Below are 19,506 nucleotides of genomic sequence, written 5' to 3'. Positions count from 1 at the left end.
GACGGCTCAGGCGCAGTTAGCCATCGGACCTCTCTCGGTCCTCCCCGGGGAAGGCGCTCTCTCGTTCGGTTGGGCCGCCAGCCCCGATGCGAACTGGGGAGCGCTGTCCTTACCGGCGATCCAGACCGCGTTTCGCCCTGCCGCCTTTGCCGCATAGAGCGCTCGATCGGCGGAAGACAGAAGCTCGCTTGCCTCCTGTTGCCTTGCGACAAAGGCAACACCGACGCTGACGGTCGCCGAAAGCGTCGTGTTGCCGGCCCTGACCCGCGCCTGCTCGAAGGCACTGCGGATGTCCTCGGCGATGGCTGCGGCCTGCGATCGGTCGACCCCGGGGAAGCAGGCCGCAAACTCTTCGCCGCCCATGCGCGAGAGGAAGCCCTTGCCGCCAACGGCTTGCGAGATGACCGCCGCGCACTCGATGAGCACCTTGTCGCCGACAGCGTGTCCATGGCGATCGTTGATCGCCTTGAAGTGGTCGATGTCCATGTACATCAACGCTCCATCATCGGGTCTTGTCGCCAGATAGGCGTCGACGCTCGCCATGAAAGCGCGCCGGTTCTGCACACCGGTGAGGGCGTCGGTTTCCGACGCCAGCTTGTATCTGTACTGCGTTCTTTCTTTGATCAGCGCGAAGAACGAGAACCCGCCCGCAAGACTGTGGATGAAGAGTTCGAAGGTCAGCAGCTGATACCATATCGGCTGTTCGGCGCCCGACGCCGTGTTGCCGAAAAGCGGCCAGACGAAGATCAGCGGGATGCGCACGAGATAGAACAGGCCATGCGTGGCGAAGAGAAATGCGACGATGTAAGAGCTTGGAAGCCTGCGGAAATTGTCGGAGCGGAAAATCTCGACCGCGATCATCGCCGAATAGACGAAGATCAGCGCGGAAAACAGCACGATCCTGCTGGTGACATTGTTCTGGACATAATCGGAAAAACCGGTGACCAGCAACCACAACACCGGCCCGGCCAATGCGGACGCGATCTTCAGCGGTTGATTGTCGAAGGCGCGCAGGCCGAGCCAGATGAGCGCCAAGCCCAGAACCGTCAGGGCGTTGCCCAGCGTCACCGGGACGAAGGAATAACCCGGACCTCGGAAGGCAAGCAGGGTAAATCCAAGTGCGGCGACCAGAAATGCGCAGGACCACAGCCTCAGTTCCAGGCTGTTGCGCTCCTGGCGTGACGCGAGTGCGAAGAAGACTGCAAAGACCACCAACGTCGCGAAGGAGCTGATCATGATCGTCGGGGTATGTAGCGCTTCCACCGTCAACTCCTGGATTCTGCGGGACGTTATGCGCCAGAATCTTAAAGGTTTCGCAAATGGGGCGGCGACGAGTAAGCAGGGGTCGGGGACACCGAACTCGGTATCCCCTGCGCGCTATGATGACCTGGTTTGTCGCATCGTCAGGTCCGATATCAGCCGCTGTTGGCCAGCCCGGATCACGTCTTCCATCGCATGTCGTGCGCCTTCGGCGTCACCGCGGCGAATTTCCTCGACGATGCGGATATGGGTCACGGCGACGCGGTCGATTTCGCTGCGGTCGGCGGAAGGATTGGTGAGTTTGAAGACGCCGATCAGTGCCGCCTCGATCAGGCTGCCCACCGTGCGCATGAACGGGTTGAGGGACGCTTCGAGCAGATGCAGGTGGAATTCGAGGTCGGCATGGGCCAGCGTTTCGGCGCTGTGGTCTTCATTGCCCATGGCAACGGCGAGCCGCATCATCTGGGCGATGTCGGCGTCGGTGGCGCGCTCAGCCGCAAGCGCTGCCGCAAAGGGTTCGAGCGCCAGCCTGATTTCGCTCAGGTGATTCAAAAACTCCTCGTCGACGCCAACGCTGAAATGCCAGGAAAGCACGTCGCTGTCGAACAGGTTCCAATGCGCCCGCGGCATGACCCGCGTCCCGATGCGCGCGCGCGGGAACACCAGACCTTTGGCCGCGAGCGTCTTCATTGCCTCGCGCAGCACGGTGCGCGACACCTTGAAGCGTGCCGCCAGCTCGACGTCACCAGGCAGAATATCGCCGGCTAAGAACTCTCCGCCGACCACCGCGCGCCCGAGCTCGTCCACGACATGGCCGTGGCTTGAGCGTTTCACAGGTTGCTTTGCGAAGGTTCCTGGCAGCATGAGGTGCACCCATGCCCTTCCTAGACGTGCCGCTGTTCGTTGCGGGACACGTATACGATGCCCTTCTGCATGAGGATGAAGACGAACAGCAACAGGCCGATCAGGATCTTCGTCCACCAGCTGGAAAGCGAGCCGTCGAAGGTGATGTAGGTCTGGATCAAGCCCTGGATGAGGATACCGATGAAGGTCCCGGCAACAAAGCCGGAGCCGCCGGTCAAAAGCGTGCCGCCGATCACCACCGCAGTGATCGCATCGAGTTCGACGCCGACGGCCGCAAGCGAGTAGCCGGCCGAGGTGTAAAGCGAGAACACGATGCCGGAAAGGCCCGCGAGCAAACCTGACAATGCGTAGATCATGATGGTGGTGCGTCCGACCGGTACGCCCATCAGCTTGGCGGTGGCGGTGCCGCCGCCGAGGGCATAGACGTCGGTGCCGAAGCGGGTGCGGTGGGCAATGAGGATGCCGATGGCAAAGACGAGCAGCATCAGCCCACCGATGAGCGTGATCCTGCCGCCGCCGGGAAGCTTGTAATAAAAACCCTTCAACGTGCTGTAGAACGGATGCTTGATGGCGATGGAATCGATCGACAGCACGAAGGCCATGCCGCGGGCCAGAAACATGCCGGCGAGCGTGACGATGAAGGCCGGCATCTCCAGATAGTGGATGATGGCGCCCATTACCGCTCCGAAGAACGTCGTGATCAACAGCACCATGGCGAAGACGGCGAGCGGATGGGCGCCGCTATTCTCCAGCACGACGGCCAGGAACACACCGGTGAAGGCGATCACCGAGCCGATCGAAAGGTCGATGCCGCCGGACAGGATCACGAAGGTCATGCCGACGGCGGCGATGCCGAGGAAGGCGTTGTCGGTCAGCAGGTTGCCGATGACCCGCGTCGACAGGATGTTGGGATACTGCGCCACGCAAAGCGCATAGCTCAAGACGAAGATAACGATGGTTGCGGTCAGCGGCAGGTATTTGGGTTTCATCGCGCTTGCCGCTCCGTCGGTTTTCTGCTGGCGCGCAGAAGCGCGACAAAGGTGAAGGCGTTTCGAACCGGTGGCGACTGCAGCACGAGAATGAAGACGATGATCGCCGCCTTGATGATCAGGTTGAATTCCGGCGGAAAGCCGGAAAGCAGGATGCCGGTGTTGATCGACTGGATGATGATGGCGCCGAGCACGGAGGCGGCGATGCTGAAGCGGCCGCCGAGAAGCGAGGTGCCGCCGATGACCACGGCAAGAATGGCGTCGAGTTCGAGCCAGAGCCCGGCATTGTTGGCGTCGGCGCCCTTGATGTCGGCGGCGGCGATAATGCCGGCAATCGCGGCACAAAGGCCTGATAGCATATAGGCAGCGATCAGCAGCACCGGCGTCAGCACACCGGATAGCGTGCTTGCCTGGCGGTTGACGCCGATCGCCTCGATCAGCATGCCAAGCGCCGTCTTTCGCACGATCAGCGCTACCAGGATGCCGAAGATCAGCCAGATGATCACGGGCAGGGGCAGCCAAGCGAATGAGCCGCTGCCAAGAAAAATCAGCCCCTCATCGTTGAAGGTGAGGATCGCGCCTTCGGTGACGAGCTGAGCGATGCCGCGCCCGGCGACCATCAGAACCAGCGTTGCGATGATGGGCTGGATATCGAGAATGGCGACGAGGATACCGTTCCAGAGACCGCAGAGAATGCCGGTGCCAAGGGTGATCAGAAGCGTCATCGCCAGCGAGTGGCCCGACGTGATCGACGAGGCGGCGACTGCCCCGCAGATCGCCATCACGGCGCCGACAGAAAGATCGATGCCCTTGGTGGCGATAACGACGGTCATGCCGATCGCGAGCAGAACCACAGGGGCGCCGCGGTTGAGGATGTCGATGAGACTGCCATAGAGGCGGCCGTTCTGGATTTCGAGGCGGAAGAAGCCCGGGAACACGAAGGATACCATCAGGAGAATGACCGCCAGCGCTATCAGCTGCGGTAGGAGCCTGATCGCATAGCCCCTAAGTATTGCTGTCATGCCGCTCCCCGTTCATTCGCCGATGCGATGGCCTCGATGATCTGGTCCGCCGTGATCCGATCGCCTTCGAGCGAGGCGACGTGCTGGCGGTCGCGCAGCACCACGATGCGCGTGCTGTAGGCAACGAGTTCCTCGATCTCCGACGATATGACCATCAGCGACATGCCTTTCTCGCGCAGACCCTCGATGAGCCGGACGATCTCGGCATGCGCGCCAACGTCGATGCCGCGCGTCGGCTCGTCGAGGATCAGGAATTCGGGTTCCGTTGCTAGCCAACGGGCAAGAATGGCTTTCTGCTGGTTGCCGCCGGAAAGCAGTCGGATCGGCTTTTCGCGATCGGCCGTGCGGATGTCGAGCGCCCTGATATAGTGGTCCGCCAGGCGGTTCTGCTCGGTACGGGAGATCGGACGGGTCCAGCCGCGTCGCGCCTGAAGGGCGAGCACGATGTTTTCGCGCACCGAGAGATCTCCGACGATGCCCGCGGTCTTGCGGTCCTCGGGGCAGAAGCCGAACCGTCGCGCGATCGCCTGGCGCGGCGACGATAGCTGGACGGTCTTGCCGTCGACTTCAGCCGTGCCGCTGTCGGCGCGATGGGCACCAAAGAGGATCTCGGCCGTCTCCGTGCGGCCGGAGCCGAGAAGCCCGGCAATGCCGACAACTTCGCCCGCCCTCACATCGAGGTCGAAGGGGGAGACGTGGCCCTTGCGGCCAAAATTGCGGAAGCGATAGCGCACCGATCCGGTGAGATCCGCTCCTTCGCGCGCAGAGCGGATTTCCGCTGCAAGCTCGCGGCCGATCATCATCGAAATCAGGTCGCGCCGCTCGAGTGACGCCGTGTCTCGGGTGCCAACCAGCTGGCCGTTGCGAAGCACAGTGATGCGGTCGGAGATTTCGTACACCTGTTCGAGGAAATGGGTGATGAAGACAATGCCGAGGCCACGCGCCTTCAGTCGCCGGATGATGCGAAACAGCATCTCGACTTCGTGGGCGTCGAGACTTGCCGTCGGCTCGTCGAGGATCAGCACCTTGCCGGAGAGATCGACGGCGCGGGCGATCGCGACGACCTGCTGTATGGCGACGGAATAGCTGTCGAGCGCGCGGGTGACGTCGAGGTCGAGCTCGTAGTTTTCAAGCAGTGCGCGCGCCTGACGGTTCATGGCGCGGACATCGACGAAACCCAACCGGCGCGGCTGTCGGCCGAGGAAAAGGTTTTCCGCTACCGTCAGGTTTGGCAGCAGGTTGACCTCCTGATAGACGGTGCCGATGCCGAGCTTCTGCGCATTGAACGTATCGCGCGGATCGATCTCGACGCCGTCGAGCAGGATCATGCCCCCGTCGCGCCGGTACGCGCCTGTGAGGCATTTGACCAGCGTCGACTTGCCGGCGCCGTTCTCGCCGAGAAGCGCATGGACCTCGCCTCTGCGCAAATGAAAGTCAACCTTGTCCAGGGCTCTCGCACCGGGAAAGACCTTGTCGATCCGGGTCGCCGAAAGCAGGTTGTCGCCGATGGTCTGCATGATCCCTCCCTGACTGGAACGCGGCGCACTCGGTCGAGCACGCCGCATTACTTCAGTGTTCCGAAAATCAGCATGCTTCACCTCGATCCTCGTGCTCGAGCGAAGCATGCCGACCGGACATCGAGCCCGCGGCGACAACGAGGCGGGCGAGCCCGTTCCGTCGTCCAACTCCGCAGTATCGATCGTCTGGCTTGTGACAACAGGCGCCGACGGTTCGCGTCTACGCCGGTCGCGCCTGGGATCAGTAACCGAGACCCTTCTTCGCTTCGTAGATCTTCATCGGATCGTCGGCCTGGGTGTAGAGCTTCGATTCCGTCTGGATCCACTTCGGCGGCTTTGTTCCGTCCTTCTGGAACGCGGCGAGCGCGTCGAAAGCGGGGCCTGCCATGTTCGGGGTCAGTTCGACGGTGGCGTTGGCTTCGCCCGCGGCCATCGCCTGGAAGATATCCGGCACGGCATCGATCGAAACGACGAGGATGTCGCTGCCCGGCTTCAGGCCGGCTTCCTTGATCGCCTGGATGGCGCCGACCGCCATGTCGTCGTTGTGGGCGTAGAGCGCGCAGATATTCTTGCCGCCGTCTTCGGCCTTGAGGAAGCTTTCCATGACTTCCTTGCCCTTGGTGCGGGTGAAGTCGCCGGTCTGGCTGCGGACGATCTTCAGGTTGTCGTGGCCGGAAAGCGCCTGCTCGAAGCCCTTCTTGCGATCGATCGCCGGTGAAGACCCTGTCGTGCCCTGGAGTTCGACGATGTTGCACGGCTTGCCGGCAACCGTATCGGCAAGCCATTTGCCGGCGACATTGCCTTCATGCACGAGGTCAGACGTGACGGCGGTCATGTACAGCTCGTCGGACGCATCGACGGTTCGGTCGAGCAGGATGACGGGGATTTCCGCGTCCTTGGCTTCCTCGAGAACCTCGTCCCAACCGGTGGCGACGACGGGGGCAAGCAGGATGGCGTTGACACCCTGGGCGATGAACGAGCGTAGCGCCTTGATCTGGTTTTCCTGTTTCTGCTGGGCATCGGCGAATTTCAGGTCGATGCCGCGCTCTTCAGCCTGCTGCTTCGTCAGCGTCGTCTCTGCAGCGCGCCAGCCGGACTCCGAGCCGATCTGCGAAAAACCGACAACGAGATCTGCGGCAGATGCGCTGCCAAACGTGCAGGCAGCAAGGATCGTTGCACTCGCGAGTGCTTTGGCGAATTTCATGATTTCCTCCCAAAGAAAGCTGCTCTCCTCGCAGCAGTTTCAAAAAATCATATAATAATACTTTTGTAAACTCACCTTTGAGGACAAGCGCCGAGGGCGCGCATCGGATGCGCCTCGCCGGCATCGTTCCGGGCCGTGCGACGCGGCGGCTCGCTTCCGGCTCGCATTCGCCGCACGGTCAAGAGGATCGAAGACAGCCGCCGATATCGCCTGCATCCCGCCTGCATTGTTCGAAACCGTTCGTTGGCGGCGAGCAGGGCATTCGTCGCACGAGCTGGTCCAGAATGAGGCTTGTCACCATTGAACGCGTGTGCAAAGATGCTCGCGTGTGCAAAGGAGTCGTGCCCGAATGAACCTGGAAAGACCATTCTATTCGAACGATCTTGAGGGTCGGGCGAGCCTTTGCCGAGACATTATCCTGTCGGCCGGAGCGCTTGTGCTCCGTGGCTTTGAAGACAGCGCGACGCGCGCCTTCTCGATGAAGGGGCCGCAGGACTTTCTGACCGAGACGGATGCCGCCTCCGAGGCGCATATCCGCAAGGCGATCGCCGAGCACTTTCATGACGACGCCTTCTTCGGCGAGGAGGGCGGCGGATCGATCAGTAATCGTCTCTGGGTGGTCGATCCGGTCGACGGCACCGCCAATTTTGCCCGCAGCATCCCGCATTTCTGCATCTCGATCGCCTATATCGAGGATGGTCGGGCGGAGATCGGCGCCATCTACAATCCCGCACTGGATGAGCTCTACTTCGCCCGGCGCGGTTCAGGCGCGACCCGCAACGGTCAGCCGATCGCCGTCGCCGCCACCACGGCGTTTGAGACGGCGTCGGTGGAAATGGGCTGGTCCGGCCGCGTGTCGAACGAGATTTATCTCGAAACGATCCGCGATCTGCTGGCGCTCGGCACCAATGTCCGCAGGGCAGGCTCGGGCGCGCTGGCGCTTGCCTATGTCGCTGACGGTCGTTCGGATGCCTATATCGAACTGCACATGAACTCCTGGGACTGCGTGGCGGGATTGCTGCTTGTCGCCGAGGCCGGCGGTGATGTCTGTCCCTTCATGGAGATCGGTAGCCTTCGCGGCGGCGGGCCGGTTCTGGCATCCGCGCCAGGCATCGCCGGTGGGATAAGCCGGGCATCGCGGATACCGATCGCCTCGGCAGGCGACGTCGTTGCCGAACTGCAGCTCGCCTGAGCGGCTCTGCCAAGGGCGCCGACAATGCGAATTCTGGGTGGCATGCCTTTCGGCGTCGCCCGATCTGGAAAGGAAACGGCATGGATGCACCTGTTTATGCGCGCCCGGCGATCAGTCTGATCGCAAGCGGGATCGGTCCGCACAAATCCGATCTCTATATCGGCGGCAGCGACGGCGCACGCGATCTCGAATTGCTGAAGCACCACGGCATTTCGGTGGTGGTCAACTGCGCGATCAATCTCGATATCAACTGGGTGCGCGAGAGGGAGGCTGACGATGGTGGCGATCTGCGGCCGAGCGGCTATGCCGACATTCGCTACTACAAGCTCGGCCTGATCGACGGCGAAGGCAGTCCGGATACGATGATGCTCGGCGCCTACTACATCCTGGACGGAGCACTGCGCCAGGCGATGCCGAAGCGCGAAACCTATCCCTTCGCCGATGGCGGCAATGTGCTGGTCAACTGCCGCGGCGGACGCAGCCGATCCGTCTCGCTCGTGGCCCTGTTCCTGCACAAACAGCAGCCGGAGCTTTTCCCGACGCTTGACGCCGCGGTCGCCCACATTCGTGAATACCGCGAACTGCGTCCCGACGAGTGGTTCGAGACACCGAAGCCGATGCTTTACGAGGCGGCACGCCGGGCGTCTGAATGGATCGACATGATCGCCGGCAAGACATCCGGGCGGGACTGATGTTGAAGCGCAGCCAAGCCAGCATCGCCGTCATCGCCGACGCGCATTTCCACGATCTCGAAGGCGATTTCGATTTCCCCGGCATGAGCATCGACGGGCAGCGGATGATGGTTCGCAGCTGGGCCGAAACGCGGCAGTCGACCCGTGTTTTTAACGAGAGCGCCAAGGCACTTTCAGTGGCATTGGACGAGGTGCGGGATCGGGGCATCCGGCACGTCGTCCTGCTCGGTGATTACACCGATGACGGTCAGCGGCAGACGACCGCAAGCCTGCGCCGGATCCTCGACCGGCACGCCAACGCATACGGCACCGCCTTCTATGCCCTTCCCGGCAATCACGACATTTTCGGTCCGACGGGGCGCCACCACACCAAGGAGTTCCTCGACCAGGATGGCGCCAGCGTCTGGGTGACCAGCGATCCTGCATCGACCGCGGCGGGCGCGATCGTCACTCCGCGCATGTATTGCGAGGGATATCCCACCGGCCTCGGCCCGATGGCTGCCTGCGGCTATTTCCGCAAGCCGGAATATCTCCATTGGGAGACGCCGTTCGGCCTGTCCGACGATATCGAAAGTCGGCGTTACGAGGTGGTTTCACCGGATGGAAGCAACCGATATTCGTTGATGGATGCCTCCTATCTGGTCGAGCCGGAACCGGGAATCTGGCTGTTGATGATCGACGCCAATGTGTTCGAGCCACGGGATGGCACGTTCGTAGGCGGCGAGGAAGCAGCCTTTGTCGACAGCACCGCCGCCGGCTGGAACGCCATGCTGCGCCTGAAACCCTTCATCGTCTCGTGGATCACAGACGTCTGCGCGCGGGCAGAGGCGCTGGGCAAGACCGTGCTCGCCTTCTCGCATTACCCGGCGCTCGATCCATTCGACGGCGCGACCGGTGCCGAGCGTGTGCTCTTCGGGGAAACCAACATCGCCCGGCGCACGCCCCGCCAAGCTGTCACCGATGCCTTGCTGGGCGCCGGGCTCGCCGTGCATTTCAGCGGCCACCTTCATGTCGAGGGCGTGACGCGACGCACGCACGACGAGCGCCAGTTGACCAATGTGGCAGTGCCCTCGCTGGTCGCCTATCCTCCAGCCTTCAAGATCATTCAGCCGGTGAACGGCGGTATTGTTGTCGATACCGTCGAGCTGTCGGCGAAGACGGTGGATCCGCGTCTGGCGCAGGCCTATCGCCGCGAGACGGAGCGGCTAGGGGAGACGGACGATGCCGCCTTCAATGCCGAGGATTACGGCGCTTTCCTGCGGGCTCATAAGTTGGCCTTGGTTCACCACCGCTATTTTCCCAAGGAGTGGCCGCAGGATGTGGTGAGCCGCGTCTCGGGCGCCACGCTCTCAGGTATCTGCGCGGAACTTCTTGATGCCGACGTGGTGGTGCAAGCATTGCACGCGCTTGCAAAAAAGTCCGGATTTTCGGCCGAACAAGTTGCTGCCTGCCGCATGATCGATGTCATCGCCGACTGGTACTGCCTGCGCCAGGCGGGTCACTTGGCGCTGCCTGCGATATCGCCAGAGCGGCTGCGTCTTTACCGCGCCCTTTCCGAGCGCTTCGGCCGAGAGCCGGATGAGGGGTGGGACCGCTCTGTCGCCGGTTTCCTGTCGATCTTCCTGGGCGCGTTTGCCGCCTTTCTCGACCGAGCGGAAGTGGGTGCGCGGCAGATCGAGATCACCTTGCAGCGAGAAGCGAAGGAGGTTGTTTGACCATGGACCAGCAGTCTTTTGTATTACCCGGTCGAGGGGTGAAACCGCCGGCAAGCGTCCCGGAGTTGAAGGAGGCGTTTCGCCTCGGTGCCCGCGGGCTCAAGGGCGGGCGGCTCGAAGTCGCGAAGTTCGCGCTATCCCATCCCTATGACATCGCCTTTGCGAGCGCACGGGAAGTGGCTGAGCGGGCCGGCGTTTCGACCACCACGGTCATGCGGCTGATCAGCGATCTGGGCTTTGAGAAATACGCCGCATTCCAACAGTTGTTCCGCGAGGAACTGCGCCGCGGCAGACAATGAAACTGGGCTTCGAGCAGTAACGAACCGAAGGACCGTCCGACCGGAGTGCACCCATGGAATCGGCCATCGTCAGCATCAATCTCGTTGGCGCCGTGGCGCTGCTGCTGTTCGGGCTTTCGCAGGTCAAGGATGGCGTGCAGCGCGCCTTCGGCGCCCGGCTGAAGGCCGGCTTGGCCGCCGGCACGCGCGACGGTTTGCGATCCTTCCTCGCCGGACTGGTTGCGACGATCGCACTGCAAAGCTCGACTGCGACGGCACTGATGATCGCATCCTTCGCCGAACGCAATCTCGTTGCGCCGCGCATGGCGCAGATCGTGCTTCTGGGCGCCAATGTCGGAACGGCGATGACGGCGTGGATCGTGTCGATTGGCATCGGCTGGCTCTCACCGCTGCTGATCCTCGTCGGCGTCATCCTTTCACGGGGAACGTCGAATGGGCGAAAAGGCGGTGGCGCCGCCCTTGTCGGCGTCGGGCTCATGCTGTTGTCGCTGCATCTGATCGGTCTTGCGACGGAACCGGTGCGCGCATCTGCGGCGCTCTCGGCCTTTTTGGCGATGCTCGACAATGCCTGGCCGGTCGCACTCATTTTCTCGGCCATGCTGGCGATCCTGGCATCCTCGAGCCTCGCCATCGTCGTCCTCATCCTGTCGCTCGCGGCAACGGGCGGCATTTCGACCGGGCTGATCATCGTCCTGGTCCTCGGTGCCAATCTCGGCGGCGCCGTCCCGCCGGTCCTGGCGACGCTGCATGCGCCGATCAGCGCGAGACGCGTGACGATCGGTAATCTCATCGTGCGCGCCATCGGCTGCTTGGTGGCGCTGCCGCTTGCCGGCTATTCGGCACAGTTGCTCGATATCCTGCCGCTGTCGCATGACAAGCTGCCTGTGGATGCGCATCTCGTCTTCAATCTGGCGCTGGCGGTGCTTGCATGGCCGCTGTCGCGACCGCTCGCCCGGATGACCGCGCGGCTGTTGCCGGAGCCGAAGCAGACGCCGGACGCGCCGAGCTATCTCGACGAGGACAAGCTTTCGATGCCGGTGGCAGCCCTTGCCGGCGCCAGCCGCGAAGTCCTAAGCGTCGGAGATCTGATCGAAAGCATGCTGGCGCAGGCAAGCGATGCGCTGCAGCATGCGGATCCTGCGAAGCTCGCGGGCATCAGCACGCTCGAAGGCCGGGTCGATCGGCTGCAGCATCAGATCAAGGTCTATGTCTCGCGCCTTGGTCAGGCGGATATCGGCGAAGACAACCGCCGGCGAGCAATGGATGTCGTCGACTACGCTATCAATCTCGAACATATCGGCGATATCATCGAGAAGGGCCTGCTGGCCGAACTCGCAAAGAAGATTGCGTTGGGCCTGACCTTTTCGAGGGATGGCCACGAGGAGCTGACACGGCTGTTTGCGATCACGCTCGACAACCTGCGCATGGCGCAGACGGTGTTTGCCACCCGCGATGCGGCTTTGGCGCGGCGGCTGGTGGAGGTCAAGGAAGACGTCCGTCGCCTTGAGCGCCAATCGGCCGAGCGGCACCTGCAGCGCCTGCGCGAGGGGCGGGCGGAAAGCATCGAAACCAGTTCGCTGCACCTCGATATGCTGCGCGACCTCAAACGCATCAACGCCCATATCGCATCGGTCGCGCACCCGATCCTCGACGACAGCGGCCTGTTGATCGAAAGCCGCATCCGACAGGCCGGCTGATTTCGAGAGGCGCGCCTGGAGGAGGGACTAACGCACCGTCTTGCGCTCGATCATCGACACGGGCACCACCTGCAGCCGGGTCGCGGGCTCATCGGTTTCGAGCGCCGTCAGGACGTTCGCGGTCAATGTCGATAGAGACTGCTCGATGGTGGTCAGCTCATAGCTCTTCCAGCTCGCCTGGGGAATATCGTCGAAGCCAACGACAGACACATCCTGCGGCACACGGCGATGCATTTCGATGCGAGCGGCATCGAGGAAACCCAGCGCCAGCAGATCAGTGACGCAAAATGCTCCGTCAATCCGCTTGTCGCGCAAGAGGTCACAACCGGCCTGATAGCCGCTTTCGTAGCTCGTCGGCCCGTCCGACCAGGCGACCACCTCGATCCCGGCGGTCTGCATCCGCTGCGTAAACGCAGTCGCTCGCCGAACCTGTGCCGGCGTCTGGCTGGCACTGGAGACGACCGCAACCTTCTTGCATTTGGCCGCGATCAACCGGAGTGCGGCTAGGTCCGCCCCGTGCGAATCGTCACTCAGCACCATGTTGGTATCGGTGCGATCGAGCCGTTGATTGACCAGAATCAGCCGGACGCCATTGGCGATACACTCATCGACGATCGAGGACGGCGGCTCGCCCGAAAGCACGACGATCGCCTGGGCGCGGAATTCAAACAGCAGCTCGATCAGCGGCGCGATATCCTTGCGCGCATCGGCGGCGTTCAACAGCAGGCACTGGAGCCCGCGCCGGAGCAGGCCGATGCTCAAGAGATCGAGCTGCTTGGAAATGAAGGGCGCACTGAGGTTGGTGCCCACGACGCCGATCAGGTTCGAGCGGTCGTTGTTCAGCCCCTGGGCCAGCCGATTTACTCGATAGCCGAGTTCGCGCGCCGCCTTCAGTACCTTGCGCCGGACAGGCTGCGAGACGCTGGCACCCGGCGTGAACGTGCGCGAGACGGCCGAGCGTGAAACACCCGCGCGTTTTGCGACCTCCTCGGCCGTGACGAACCCTCGTGCCATGGTTTCCCCCAAAGAATCAGCTCGCGGCTATCTGGGCCACAAATGCCGGTTCATTCCAACGAAAAAGTATCCTTTGGCTCTGCAGGTGATGTCGCCTGAGTGCTGCGCGCCCGCCGGAAATCCGGCTGTTTTAGTTCGCCATTCCCTATGCGGCCGGAGCGTCTTCGCTGGCCAGTCGCGAGGCAATGACCACGTGTTCGAAAAAAGCGGATCCATCTGAGAAAAATATGCAATAAAATCAAAGCGATAAATCGTTGCGCACGTGTGCATTTTTTTGTTGACAAGCGCGACCTCTCAATGGATCATGCATTCCATAGGCGGTGACGAAATGGAATTTTTGTTCCGTCTATGTTCGTGACGATGGCGCCGGCTTCTGAGGAGTGGCCGGATGCCGTCGGACCCGATCCGGACAGGATCGTTGATCGGGGTCGGTCGCGAACAGGGAGGATTGGATCGATGACGAGACATCGCGTTCTCGCGGCGGGTTGCCTTGCTCGACATGGAGCAGGGGCGGCTGCCTGCGCGGCTTTCCCTGATCTCCCCGTTCGCATGTTTGCTCGTCCGCAAGGCGCCGGCGCATAGCCGGATCGTGTTGCGAGGCGAGGTCTCAAGGGGAAAGAGCATGGCTTTTCTAAGTGATTCAGCGAAGGCGTCGCGGGCAGCGGGCGATGAAGCCGCTGTGCCCTCGTCCTGGCAAGTCTGGCGATATCGGTTGAAGGTCGCCTCCCGGGAGCCGACGACATTGATCGGGGTGCTGACGGCGCTGCTCTTCACCTACCTGATCGTCGTGCCGATCATCTCCATCGTGCTCGATTCCGTGCGCGTGCAATTCGGACATGAGCGCCGGCTCGGCAAGGATTTTGGCGACCTGACGCTGTACTATCTCGACAGGACATTTACCTCGCCTGTCTCCGTCGATCTCTTCTGGCGGCCACTGTTCAACACGCTGTCGGTTGCAGTCGGCGCGATCCTTTTGTCCCTGCTGATCGGAACCATTCTCGCCTGGTTGATCAGCCGCACCGATATGTTCGGGCGGCGCTGGTTCGCGACCGCCCTGATCGTGCCCTACATGCTGCCTGCCTGGACCTTCGCGCTCGCCTGGACCACGCTGTTCAAGAACCGCACGGTCGGTGGCCAGCCCGGCTGGTTCGAGGCTCTCGGCTGGACGCCACCGGACTGGGTTGCCTATGGCCGGTTTCCGATCACCATCATTCTCGCCCTGCACTATACGCCTTTCGTCATTCTGCTGTTCGGCTCGGCGCTTAGGCGCTTCGATTCCCAGCTGGAAGATTCCGCCCGCATCCTCGGCGCCAAGCGCTACCAGGTGGCAATGCAGATCATCCTGCCGCTGATGCGGCCGGCGCTTATGTCGTCGATGATCCTGATCTTTGCAAAATGTCTCGGCGAGTTCGGCGTGCCCTACGTTCTCGGCCTGCCGGTCAAATTCGAGGTGCTTTCCACCTCGCTCTTCCGCAGCATTGCTTCCCGACAGACCGGTGTTGCCGGTGTCGTTGCCGCCTCCATCATGCTGATCGGCATCATCACTCTGATGATCGATGCGCGGCTGGTGCGTGAAGCGCGGCGCTTCGTCACCATCGGTTCCAAGGGCTCGATGAACCGGCAAAGCCGGCTCGGCAAGCTCAGGCTTCCGGCAACGGGTTTCGCCGCGACGATCTTCATGCTGAGCGTCGGCCTGCCGCTGCTGACCCTGTTCCTGTCGACGGTCATGAAGCTGCCGGCACAGTTCACCCTCGACAACTTCACGCTCGACTACTGGATCGGCCAGGATCTGCATACTGTAGCACTGCAGACCGGCGTGCTCTTGAGCCCCGATCTCTGGGCGGCGGCCAAGAACACGCTGATGATCGTCGGCCTCGCCTCGATCGCCTCGGGCATTCTCGGCCTGCTCGTCGGTTACGTCGTCATCCGCACGCCGGTCAGAGCTCTGTCGGTCTATCTGCGGCAGGTAACGTTCCTGCCCTATCTGGTGCCGGGCATTGCCTTTGCTGCCGCCTATCTCTCGCTCTTTGCGGTTCCGAGAGGCCCGATGCCGGCACTTTACGGCACCGTCACCATCCTGGTGCTGGCGCTGATGGCAGACCAGATGCCATACGCCTCGCGGGCAGGGATCTCGGCCATGACCCAGCTCGGCAAGGATCCGGAAGAGGCGGCCCAGATCGCCGGTGCCGGCTGGTTCCGCCGCATGATGTCGATCGTCATCCCGATCCAGAAGGGCTCGCTCGTCACCGGTGTGCTGCTGCCGTTCATCTCCGGCATCAAGGGCCTCAGCCTGTTCGTCATCCTCGCCGTGCCCAGCACCGACGTTCTCACGACCTATTCGCTGCGGCTCGTCGACTACCACTACACCCAGGCGGCAAACGCGGTCGTGCTGATCATCGCCGCCATCGCCTATCTCGGAACTCTGGCAGCCCAGAAGCTGACCAAGACCAATCTTGCAGAAGGACTCGGAAGCTGATGCCCACTATCAATCTGCGCGGCGCCCAGAAGAATTATGGCGTCAATTCCGCCAATGCCGTCTCCAACCTCGATCTGGAAATCCGCGACGGCGAGTTCATGTGCCTGCTCGGCCCATCGGGTTGCGGCAAGACGACGACATTGCGGATGATCGCGGGGCTGGAAAACCTGTCGGGCGGCGAGATCCGCATCGGTGACCGGGTGGTCGATTCGATCTTTGACGGCGTCTTCGTGCCACCGGAAAAGCGCGAAATGGGCCTGGTGTTTCAGAGCTACGCGCTCTGGCCGCATCTGACCATAGAGCGCAACACCGACTTTGGTCTGCGGCTGCGCAAGCTGCCGAAGGCGGAACGCGAGGCCCGTGTCGAAAAGGTCATGCAGGCGCTCGACATCGCCAAGTACCGCGACCGCTATCCGTCGCAGCTTTCGGGTGGCCAGCAGCAGCGCGTGGCACTTGCCCGCATGCTCGCGGTCAATCCCGGCGTGCTGCTTCTCGACGAGCCGCTGTCGAACCTTGATGCGCGGCTGCGGCTTGAAATGCGCGCCGAACTCAAGCGCCTGCACAAGGAATTCAAGACGACGATCGTCTTCGTCACCCACGACCAGTGGGAAGCGATGACGCTGGCAACGACGATCGCCGTCATGAACGAAGGCACGCTGCAGCAGATGGGCACGCCGAACGACATCTATGACCGCCCGGCCAACCGCTTTGTCGCCGAATTCGTCGGCAGCCCGCCGATCAACATCCTGTCCTTCGACAAGAAAGGTACGTCCGACGTCGCCAAGGAGGCGGAAGCTTACCTGGCGAGCCGTTATCCGAGCCTGCGCGGCATCGGCTCCGTCGGCATCCGCCCGGAAGCGCTGAGCTATGCCACGAAGAAGGAGGACATTCCGCAGGGCAGCTTCAGCGGCAAGATGGTGGTCACCGGCATCCTGCCGACCGGCGGCAGCTGGATCCTGGAGCTGAAGAGCGACAGCCACACGCTGTTCCTGACGACGCACGCGCTGCCGCGACTGGAGCTGGGCGAAAAGGTCCGCTTCTTTGCGCCGCCGGAGGCGCTGCACGTTTTCGACAAGGACGGCCAGCGCATTGCCGAAGCCGACAAGCTGCTGCGCAACGCGAAGCTCAACTGACGAGATCACTGATCGCATCAACCGAAAGACGAACACCGCTTACTGAGGAGGAGCAGTCGATGCATTTTCGGAAAAATGGAAGGGCAGACTATAAAAGGCGCTGCCTGTTGTGGACCACGGGATTTGCCTGGCTTTTGACCGGTCAGGCGATGGCTGAGGACGCCTTCGACCTCAACGCCCTCATCGAGGCGGCCAAGAAGGAAGCGCCGATTACAGTCTATGACAGCACCGGCAAGATCGTCGAGATGGCCAAGGCCTTTTCGACCAAGTACGGCGTCGCCGCCGAAGGCTCCAAGGTCAAGGCGACGGCGCAGTTGGAAATGATCATCCGCGAGGCGCGCGCCAACAATATCCAGGGCGACGTCTCGATCATCAGCGATGCACCGGCAGCGATGGCGCAGCTGATCCCGCAGGGCTTTGCCGAGAGCTGGCTGCCGCCGGACATGGCGTCGAAGATCCCGCAGCAGTACCAGAGCCCGCTGACGGTCGTGACCAGCGCGAACGTCTGGGCCTACAACACCGAGCTTTACGACAAGTGCCCGGTGACCAACATCTGGCAGCTGACCGGCCCGGAGTGGAAGGGCAAGGTCGCCATGCAGGACCCGCTCGGCAAGGCGTCCTATGTCGACTGGTTCAACCAGATGGCAAAGCACGGCGACGACAAGGTCGCCGCCGCCTACAAGGAGCTCTACGGCAAGGACCTGGAACTCGACGATGGCAGCGCGACGGCGGCCTGGGTGAAGGCGCTTGCCGCCAACGCGCCGCTGCTGACCGATGCCGACGCCGCGGCAGCCGATGCCGTCGGAGCGCCGGGCCAGTCGCAGCCGTTCATGGGCCTGATGAGTTCGGCAAAGTTCCGCGACAATGCGGAGAAGGGCATGAAGCTCGGGCTCTGCACGGATCTGAAGCCATGGCTCGGGTGGATGTATCCGGGCGTCGGCCTGATCACCAAGGGCACCAACAGCCCGAACGCCGCCAAGCTCTTCATCCACTACGTCATGACGGAGGAAGGCATCGCGCCGCAGGCGGTCGATGGCAAGATGTCGACCAATACCGATGTGGCACTTCCGGCTGACGAACCCTCGGGCATCGGCAAGGTTCTCGACCAGGTTCTGCCCTACCAGATGGACACGAGCCTCGACGACTGGGATGCGCGCGAAACCTGGCAGGATTTCTGGCGGGTGAACTACCAGAAGTGATGGCTCAGCCGGGAGAGTGACGACATGATGGAAATGAAACGCAGCGCGTTGCGCGACCGCCCATTAGCCTGGGCGGTCGCAGGTAGCCTTGCTGCCATGACACTGACCTGTGGGCCGGCGAAGGCTGAAGAAGCCTTCAACCTCGGCGCCCTGATCGAGGCGGCAAAGAAGGAGCCGCCGATCACCGTCTATGCCGTCACCGGTAAGATCGTCGATACGGCCAAGGAGTTCTCGGAAAAATACGGCGTGCAGGCGACGGGCAAGAAGGTCAACGAAGCCACGCAGGTGGAGCTGATGATCCGCGAGCACCAGGCCGGCAATATCCTCGGCGACGTGAGCGTCGCGACTGACGTGGCATCGGCAATCGGACAGCTGTTGCCGGAAGGTATCGCCACCAGCTGGACGCCTCCGGATCTCGCCAAGGATATTCCGCAAGCGCAGCGCAATCCTCTTGTTGTTGTCTCGGACCCTCACGTCTTTACCTACAACACCGAGAAATACGACAAGTGCCCCGTGACCAACATCTGGCAGCTGACCGAGCCGCAGTGGCGCGGCAAGCTGGCGATGCTCGATCTCTTCGACAAGCCGCTATATGCCGACTGGTTCAATCAGATCGAGACGCATCGCGACGCCGATGTCGCGCGGGCCTATGAAAGCCTTTACGGCAAGAAGCTGGAGACGAACGGCCAAAGTGCCACAGCTGCCTGGGTCAAGGCCTTTGCAGAAAACGGGCCGCTTCTGGCGGATTCGATAACGGTCGCCAACGCCGCCGGCGCCCCGGGACAAGCCGAGCCGTTCTTCGTCATCACCTCGACGGCCAAGTATCGCGACAACCTCACGAAGGGCCTTAAACTCGGTATCTGCGCCGGCGTCGAGCCGTTTTCCGGATTTCTCTATCCGGGCTTCGGCCTGATCGCGGGCCAGACCAAGAGCCCGAATGCCGCCAAGCTGTTTGTCCGTTACCTGATGACGGCAGAGGGCATTGCACCCCAGATCGAAGACGGAAAGATCTCCGGCAATTCGACGATCGGCCTGCCGGCCGATGAACCCTCGGGCGTCGCGAAGTATCTCGATCAATTGATGGCCTTCGATGCCGCGACCGCCGGCGACGACCTCGACAAGCGCGAGGCCTGGCAGGACCTTTGGAGAATAAACCACCGAAAATGACGCGACGGGCGGTGCCGATCACCGAGTGCTGTTTCCTTGGGAGGGGAAGCGATGAAAACGGAAAAA

16 protein-coding genes are annotated in these 19,506 nt (G+C 62.3%); 9 read left to right on the top strand and 7 right to left on the bottom strand.

Going from position 1 to position 19,506, the window contains the following annotated elements; all coding sequences use genetic code 11:
• Positions 1-6: 6 nt before the first annotated feature.
• From ASD03_RS10420 to ytfQ, 6 genes are all read right to left on the bottom strand, one after another.
• Complete coding sequence (locus ASD03_RS10420; RefSeq protein WP_128090490.1) at positions 7-1,263, bottom strand: GGDEF domain-containing protein; 1,257 nt, start codon at positions 1,261-1,263, stop codon at positions 7-9.
• Positions 1,264-1,377: 114 nt separating this feature from the next.
• A complete protein-coding gene (locus ASD03_RS10415; protein ID WP_082557293.1) occupies positions 1,378-2,121 on the bottom strand; it encodes a FadR/GntR family transcriptional regulator in 744 nt (247 codons plus the stop codon).
• A 23-nt stretch (positions 2,122-2,144) separates the two neighbouring features.
• Complete coding sequence (yjfF, locus tag ASD03_RS10410; RefSeq protein ID WP_057213257.1) at positions 2,145-3,113, bottom strand: galactofuranose ABC transporter, permease protein YjfF; 969 nt, start codon at positions 3,111-3,113, stop codon at positions 2,145-2,147.
• Positions 3,110-4,135, bottom strand: a complete 1,026-nt coding sequence (locus ASD03_RS10405) for an ABC transporter permease (RefSeq protein ID WP_025429932.1) — start codon at positions 4,133-4,135, stop codon at positions 3,110-3,112. Before ASD03_RS10405 ends, yjfF begins: the two co-directional genes overlap by 4 nt.
• On the bottom strand, positions 4,132-5,652 hold the full coding sequence (ytfR, locus tag ASD03_RS10400) for a galactofuranose ABC transporter, ATP-binding protein YtfR (protein ID WP_025429933.1): 1,521 nt from the start codon (positions 5,650-5,652) through the stop codon (positions 4,132-4,134). Before ytfR ends, ASD03_RS10405 begins: the two co-directional genes overlap by 4 nt.
• Positions 5,653-5,893: 241 nt before the next feature.
• A complete protein-coding gene (gene ytfQ / locus ASD03_RS10395) occupies positions 5,894-6,856 on the bottom strand; it encodes a galactofuranose ABC transporter, galactofuranose-binding protein YtfQ (protein WP_025429934.1) in 963 nt (320 codons plus the stop codon).
• A gap of 349 nt (positions 6,857-7,205) precedes the next feature.
• Here ytfQ and ASD03_RS10385 point away from each other — a divergent pair, with 349 nt between their 5' ends.
• The 5 genes from ASD03_RS10385 (at position 7,206) to ASD03_RS10365 (ending at position 12,451) form a co-directional block, all read left to right on the top strand.
• Complete coding sequence (locus tag ASD03_RS10385) at positions 7,206-8,048, top strand: inositol monophosphatase (RefSeq protein WP_144239211.1); 843 nt, start codon at positions 7,206-7,208, stop codon at positions 8,046-8,048.
• Positions 8,049-8,128: 80 nt separating this feature from the next.
• Positions 8,129-8,740 (top strand): dual specificity protein phosphatase, encoded by a 612-nt coding sequence (locus ASD03_RS10380; RefSeq protein WP_057206080.1) that lies wholly within the window; start codon positions 8,129-8,131, stop codon positions 8,738-8,740.
• On the top strand, positions 8,740-10,455 hold the full coding sequence (locus ASD03_RS10375; protein ID WP_057213250.1) for a metallophosphoesterase: 1,716 nt from the start codon (positions 8,740-8,742) through the stop codon (positions 10,453-10,455). Before ASD03_RS10380 ends, ASD03_RS10375 begins: the two co-directional genes overlap by 1 nt.
• 2 nt (positions 10,456-10,457) lie before the next feature.
• Positions 10,458-10,754, top strand: coding sequence for a MurR/RpiR family transcriptional regulator (locus ASD03_RS10370; protein WP_057213248.1), 297 nt, complete (start codon positions 10,458-10,460; stop codon positions 10,752-10,754).
• A gap of 53 nt (positions 10,755-10,807) precedes the next feature.
• Positions 10,808-12,451, top strand: coding sequence for a Na/Pi cotransporter family protein (locus tag ASD03_RS10365; protein ID WP_057206084.1), 1,644 nt, complete (start codon positions 10,808-10,810; stop codon positions 12,449-12,451).
• A gap of 27 nt (positions 12,452-12,478) precedes the next feature.
• On the opposite strand, the gene ASD03_RS10360 is transcribed toward ASD03_RS10365, so the two are convergent.
• Complete coding sequence (locus ASD03_RS10360) at positions 12,479-13,465, bottom strand: LacI family DNA-binding transcriptional regulator (RefSeq protein WP_057206086.1); 987 nt, start codon at positions 13,463-13,465, stop codon at positions 12,479-12,481.
• Positions 13,466-14,087: 622 nt separating this feature from the next.
• Between ASD03_RS10360 and ASD03_RS10355 the strand changes: the two genes are divergently transcribed.
• The 4 genes from ASD03_RS10355 to ASD03_RS10340 all read left to right on the top strand — a co-directional run bounded on the left by ASD03_RS10355 (position 14,088) and on the right by ASD03_RS10340 (position 19,440).
• Positions 14,088-15,941 carry an iron ABC transporter permease gene (locus ASD03_RS10355; protein WP_057213246.1) on the top strand — a complete coding sequence of 618 codons (1,854 nt, stop codon included), beginning with the start codon at positions 14,088-14,090 and terminating at the stop codon, positions 15,939-15,941.
• On the top strand, positions 15,941-17,074 hold the full coding sequence (locus ASD03_RS10350) for an ABC transporter ATP-binding protein (protein ID WP_057213244.1): 1,134 nt from the start codon (positions 15,941-15,943) through the stop codon (positions 17,072-17,074). Before ASD03_RS10355 ends, ASD03_RS10350 begins: the two co-directional genes overlap by 1 nt.
• A gap of 59 nt (positions 17,075-17,133) precedes the next feature.
• Positions 17,134-18,273 carry an ABC transporter substrate-binding protein gene (locus tag ASD03_RS10345; RefSeq protein ID WP_082555530.1) on the top strand — a complete coding sequence of 380 codons (1,140 nt, stop codon included), beginning with the start codon at positions 17,134-17,136 and terminating at the stop codon, positions 18,271-18,273.
• A gap of 96 nt (positions 18,274-18,369) precedes the next feature.
• Positions 18,370-19,440, top strand: coding sequence for an ABC transporter substrate-binding protein (locus ASD03_RS10340; protein WP_057213344.1), 1,071 nt, complete (start codon positions 18,370-18,372; stop codon positions 19,438-19,440).
• Positions 19,441-19,506 lie beyond the last annotated feature (66 nt).

The sequence above is a fragment of the Ensifer sp. Root127 genome (genome assembly GCF_001425225.1).
In the GTDB taxonomy this organism is placed as follows: Bacteria; Pseudomonadota; Alphaproteobacteria; order Rhizobiales; family Rhizobiaceae; genus Ensifer; species Ensifer canadensis.
This window is presented reverse-complemented; position numbering and strand designations above follow the sequence as displayed.

What these genes read in the sequence shown, in the direction of transcription:
- yjfF (WP_057213257.1), bottom strand. Translation starts at nt 3,113, where the DNA reads ATGAAACCCAAATACCTGCCGCTGACCGCAACCATCGTTATCTTCGTC.
- ASD03_RS10405 (WP_025429932.1), bottom strand. Translation starts at nt 4,135, where the DNA reads ATGACAGCAATACTTAGGGGCTATGCGATCAGGCTCCTACCGCAGCTG.
- ytfR (WP_025429933.1), bottom strand. Translation starts at nt 5,652, where the DNA reads ATGCAGACCATCGGCGACAACCTGCTTTCGGCGACCCGGATCGACAAG.
- ytfQ (WP_025429934.1), bottom strand. Translation starts at nt 6,856, where the DNA reads ATGAAATTCGCCAAAGCACTCGCGAGTGCAACGATCCTTGCTGCCTGC.
- ASD03_RS10385 (WP_144239211.1), top strand. Translation starts at nt 7,206, where the DNA reads ATGAACCTGGAAAGACCATTCTATTCGAACGATCTTGAGGGTCGGGCG.
- ASD03_RS10380 (WP_057206080.1), top strand. Translation starts at nt 8,129, where the DNA reads ATGGATGCACCTGTTTATGCGCGCCCGGCGATCAGTCTGATCGCAAGC.
- ASD03_RS10375 (WP_057213250.1), top strand. Translation starts at nt 8,740, where the DNA reads ATGTTGAAGCGCAGCCAAGCCAGCATCGCCGTCATCGCCGACGCGCAT.
- ASD03_RS10370 (WP_057213248.1), top strand. Translation starts at nt 10,458, where the DNA reads ATGGACCAGCAGTCTTTTGTATTACCCGGTCGAGGGGTGAAACCGCCG.
- ASD03_RS10365 (WP_057206084.1), top strand. Translation starts at nt 10,808, where the DNA reads ATGGAATCGGCCATCGTCAGCATCAATCTCGTTGGCGCCGTGGCGCTG.
- ASD03_RS10360 (WP_057206086.1), bottom strand. Translation starts at nt 13,465, where the DNA reads ATGGCACGAGGGTTCGTCACGGCCGAGGAGGTCGCAAAACGCGCGGGT.
- ASD03_RS10355 (WP_057213246.1), top strand. Translation starts at nt 14,088, where the DNA reads ATGGCTTTTCTAAGTGATTCAGCGAAGGCGTCGCGGGCAGCGGGCGAT.
- ASD03_RS10350 (WP_057213244.1), top strand. Translation starts at nt 15,941, where the DNA reads ATGCCCACTATCAATCTGCGCGGCGCCCAGAAGAATTATGGCGTCAAT.
- ASD03_RS10345 (WP_082555530.1), top strand. Translation starts at nt 17,134, where the DNA reads ATGCATTTTCGGAAAAATGGAAGGGCAGACTATAAAAGGCGCTGCCTG.
- ASD03_RS10340 (WP_057213344.1), top strand. Translation starts at nt 18,370, where the DNA reads ATGACACTGACCTGTGGGCCGGCGAAGGCTGAAGAAGCCTTCAACCTC.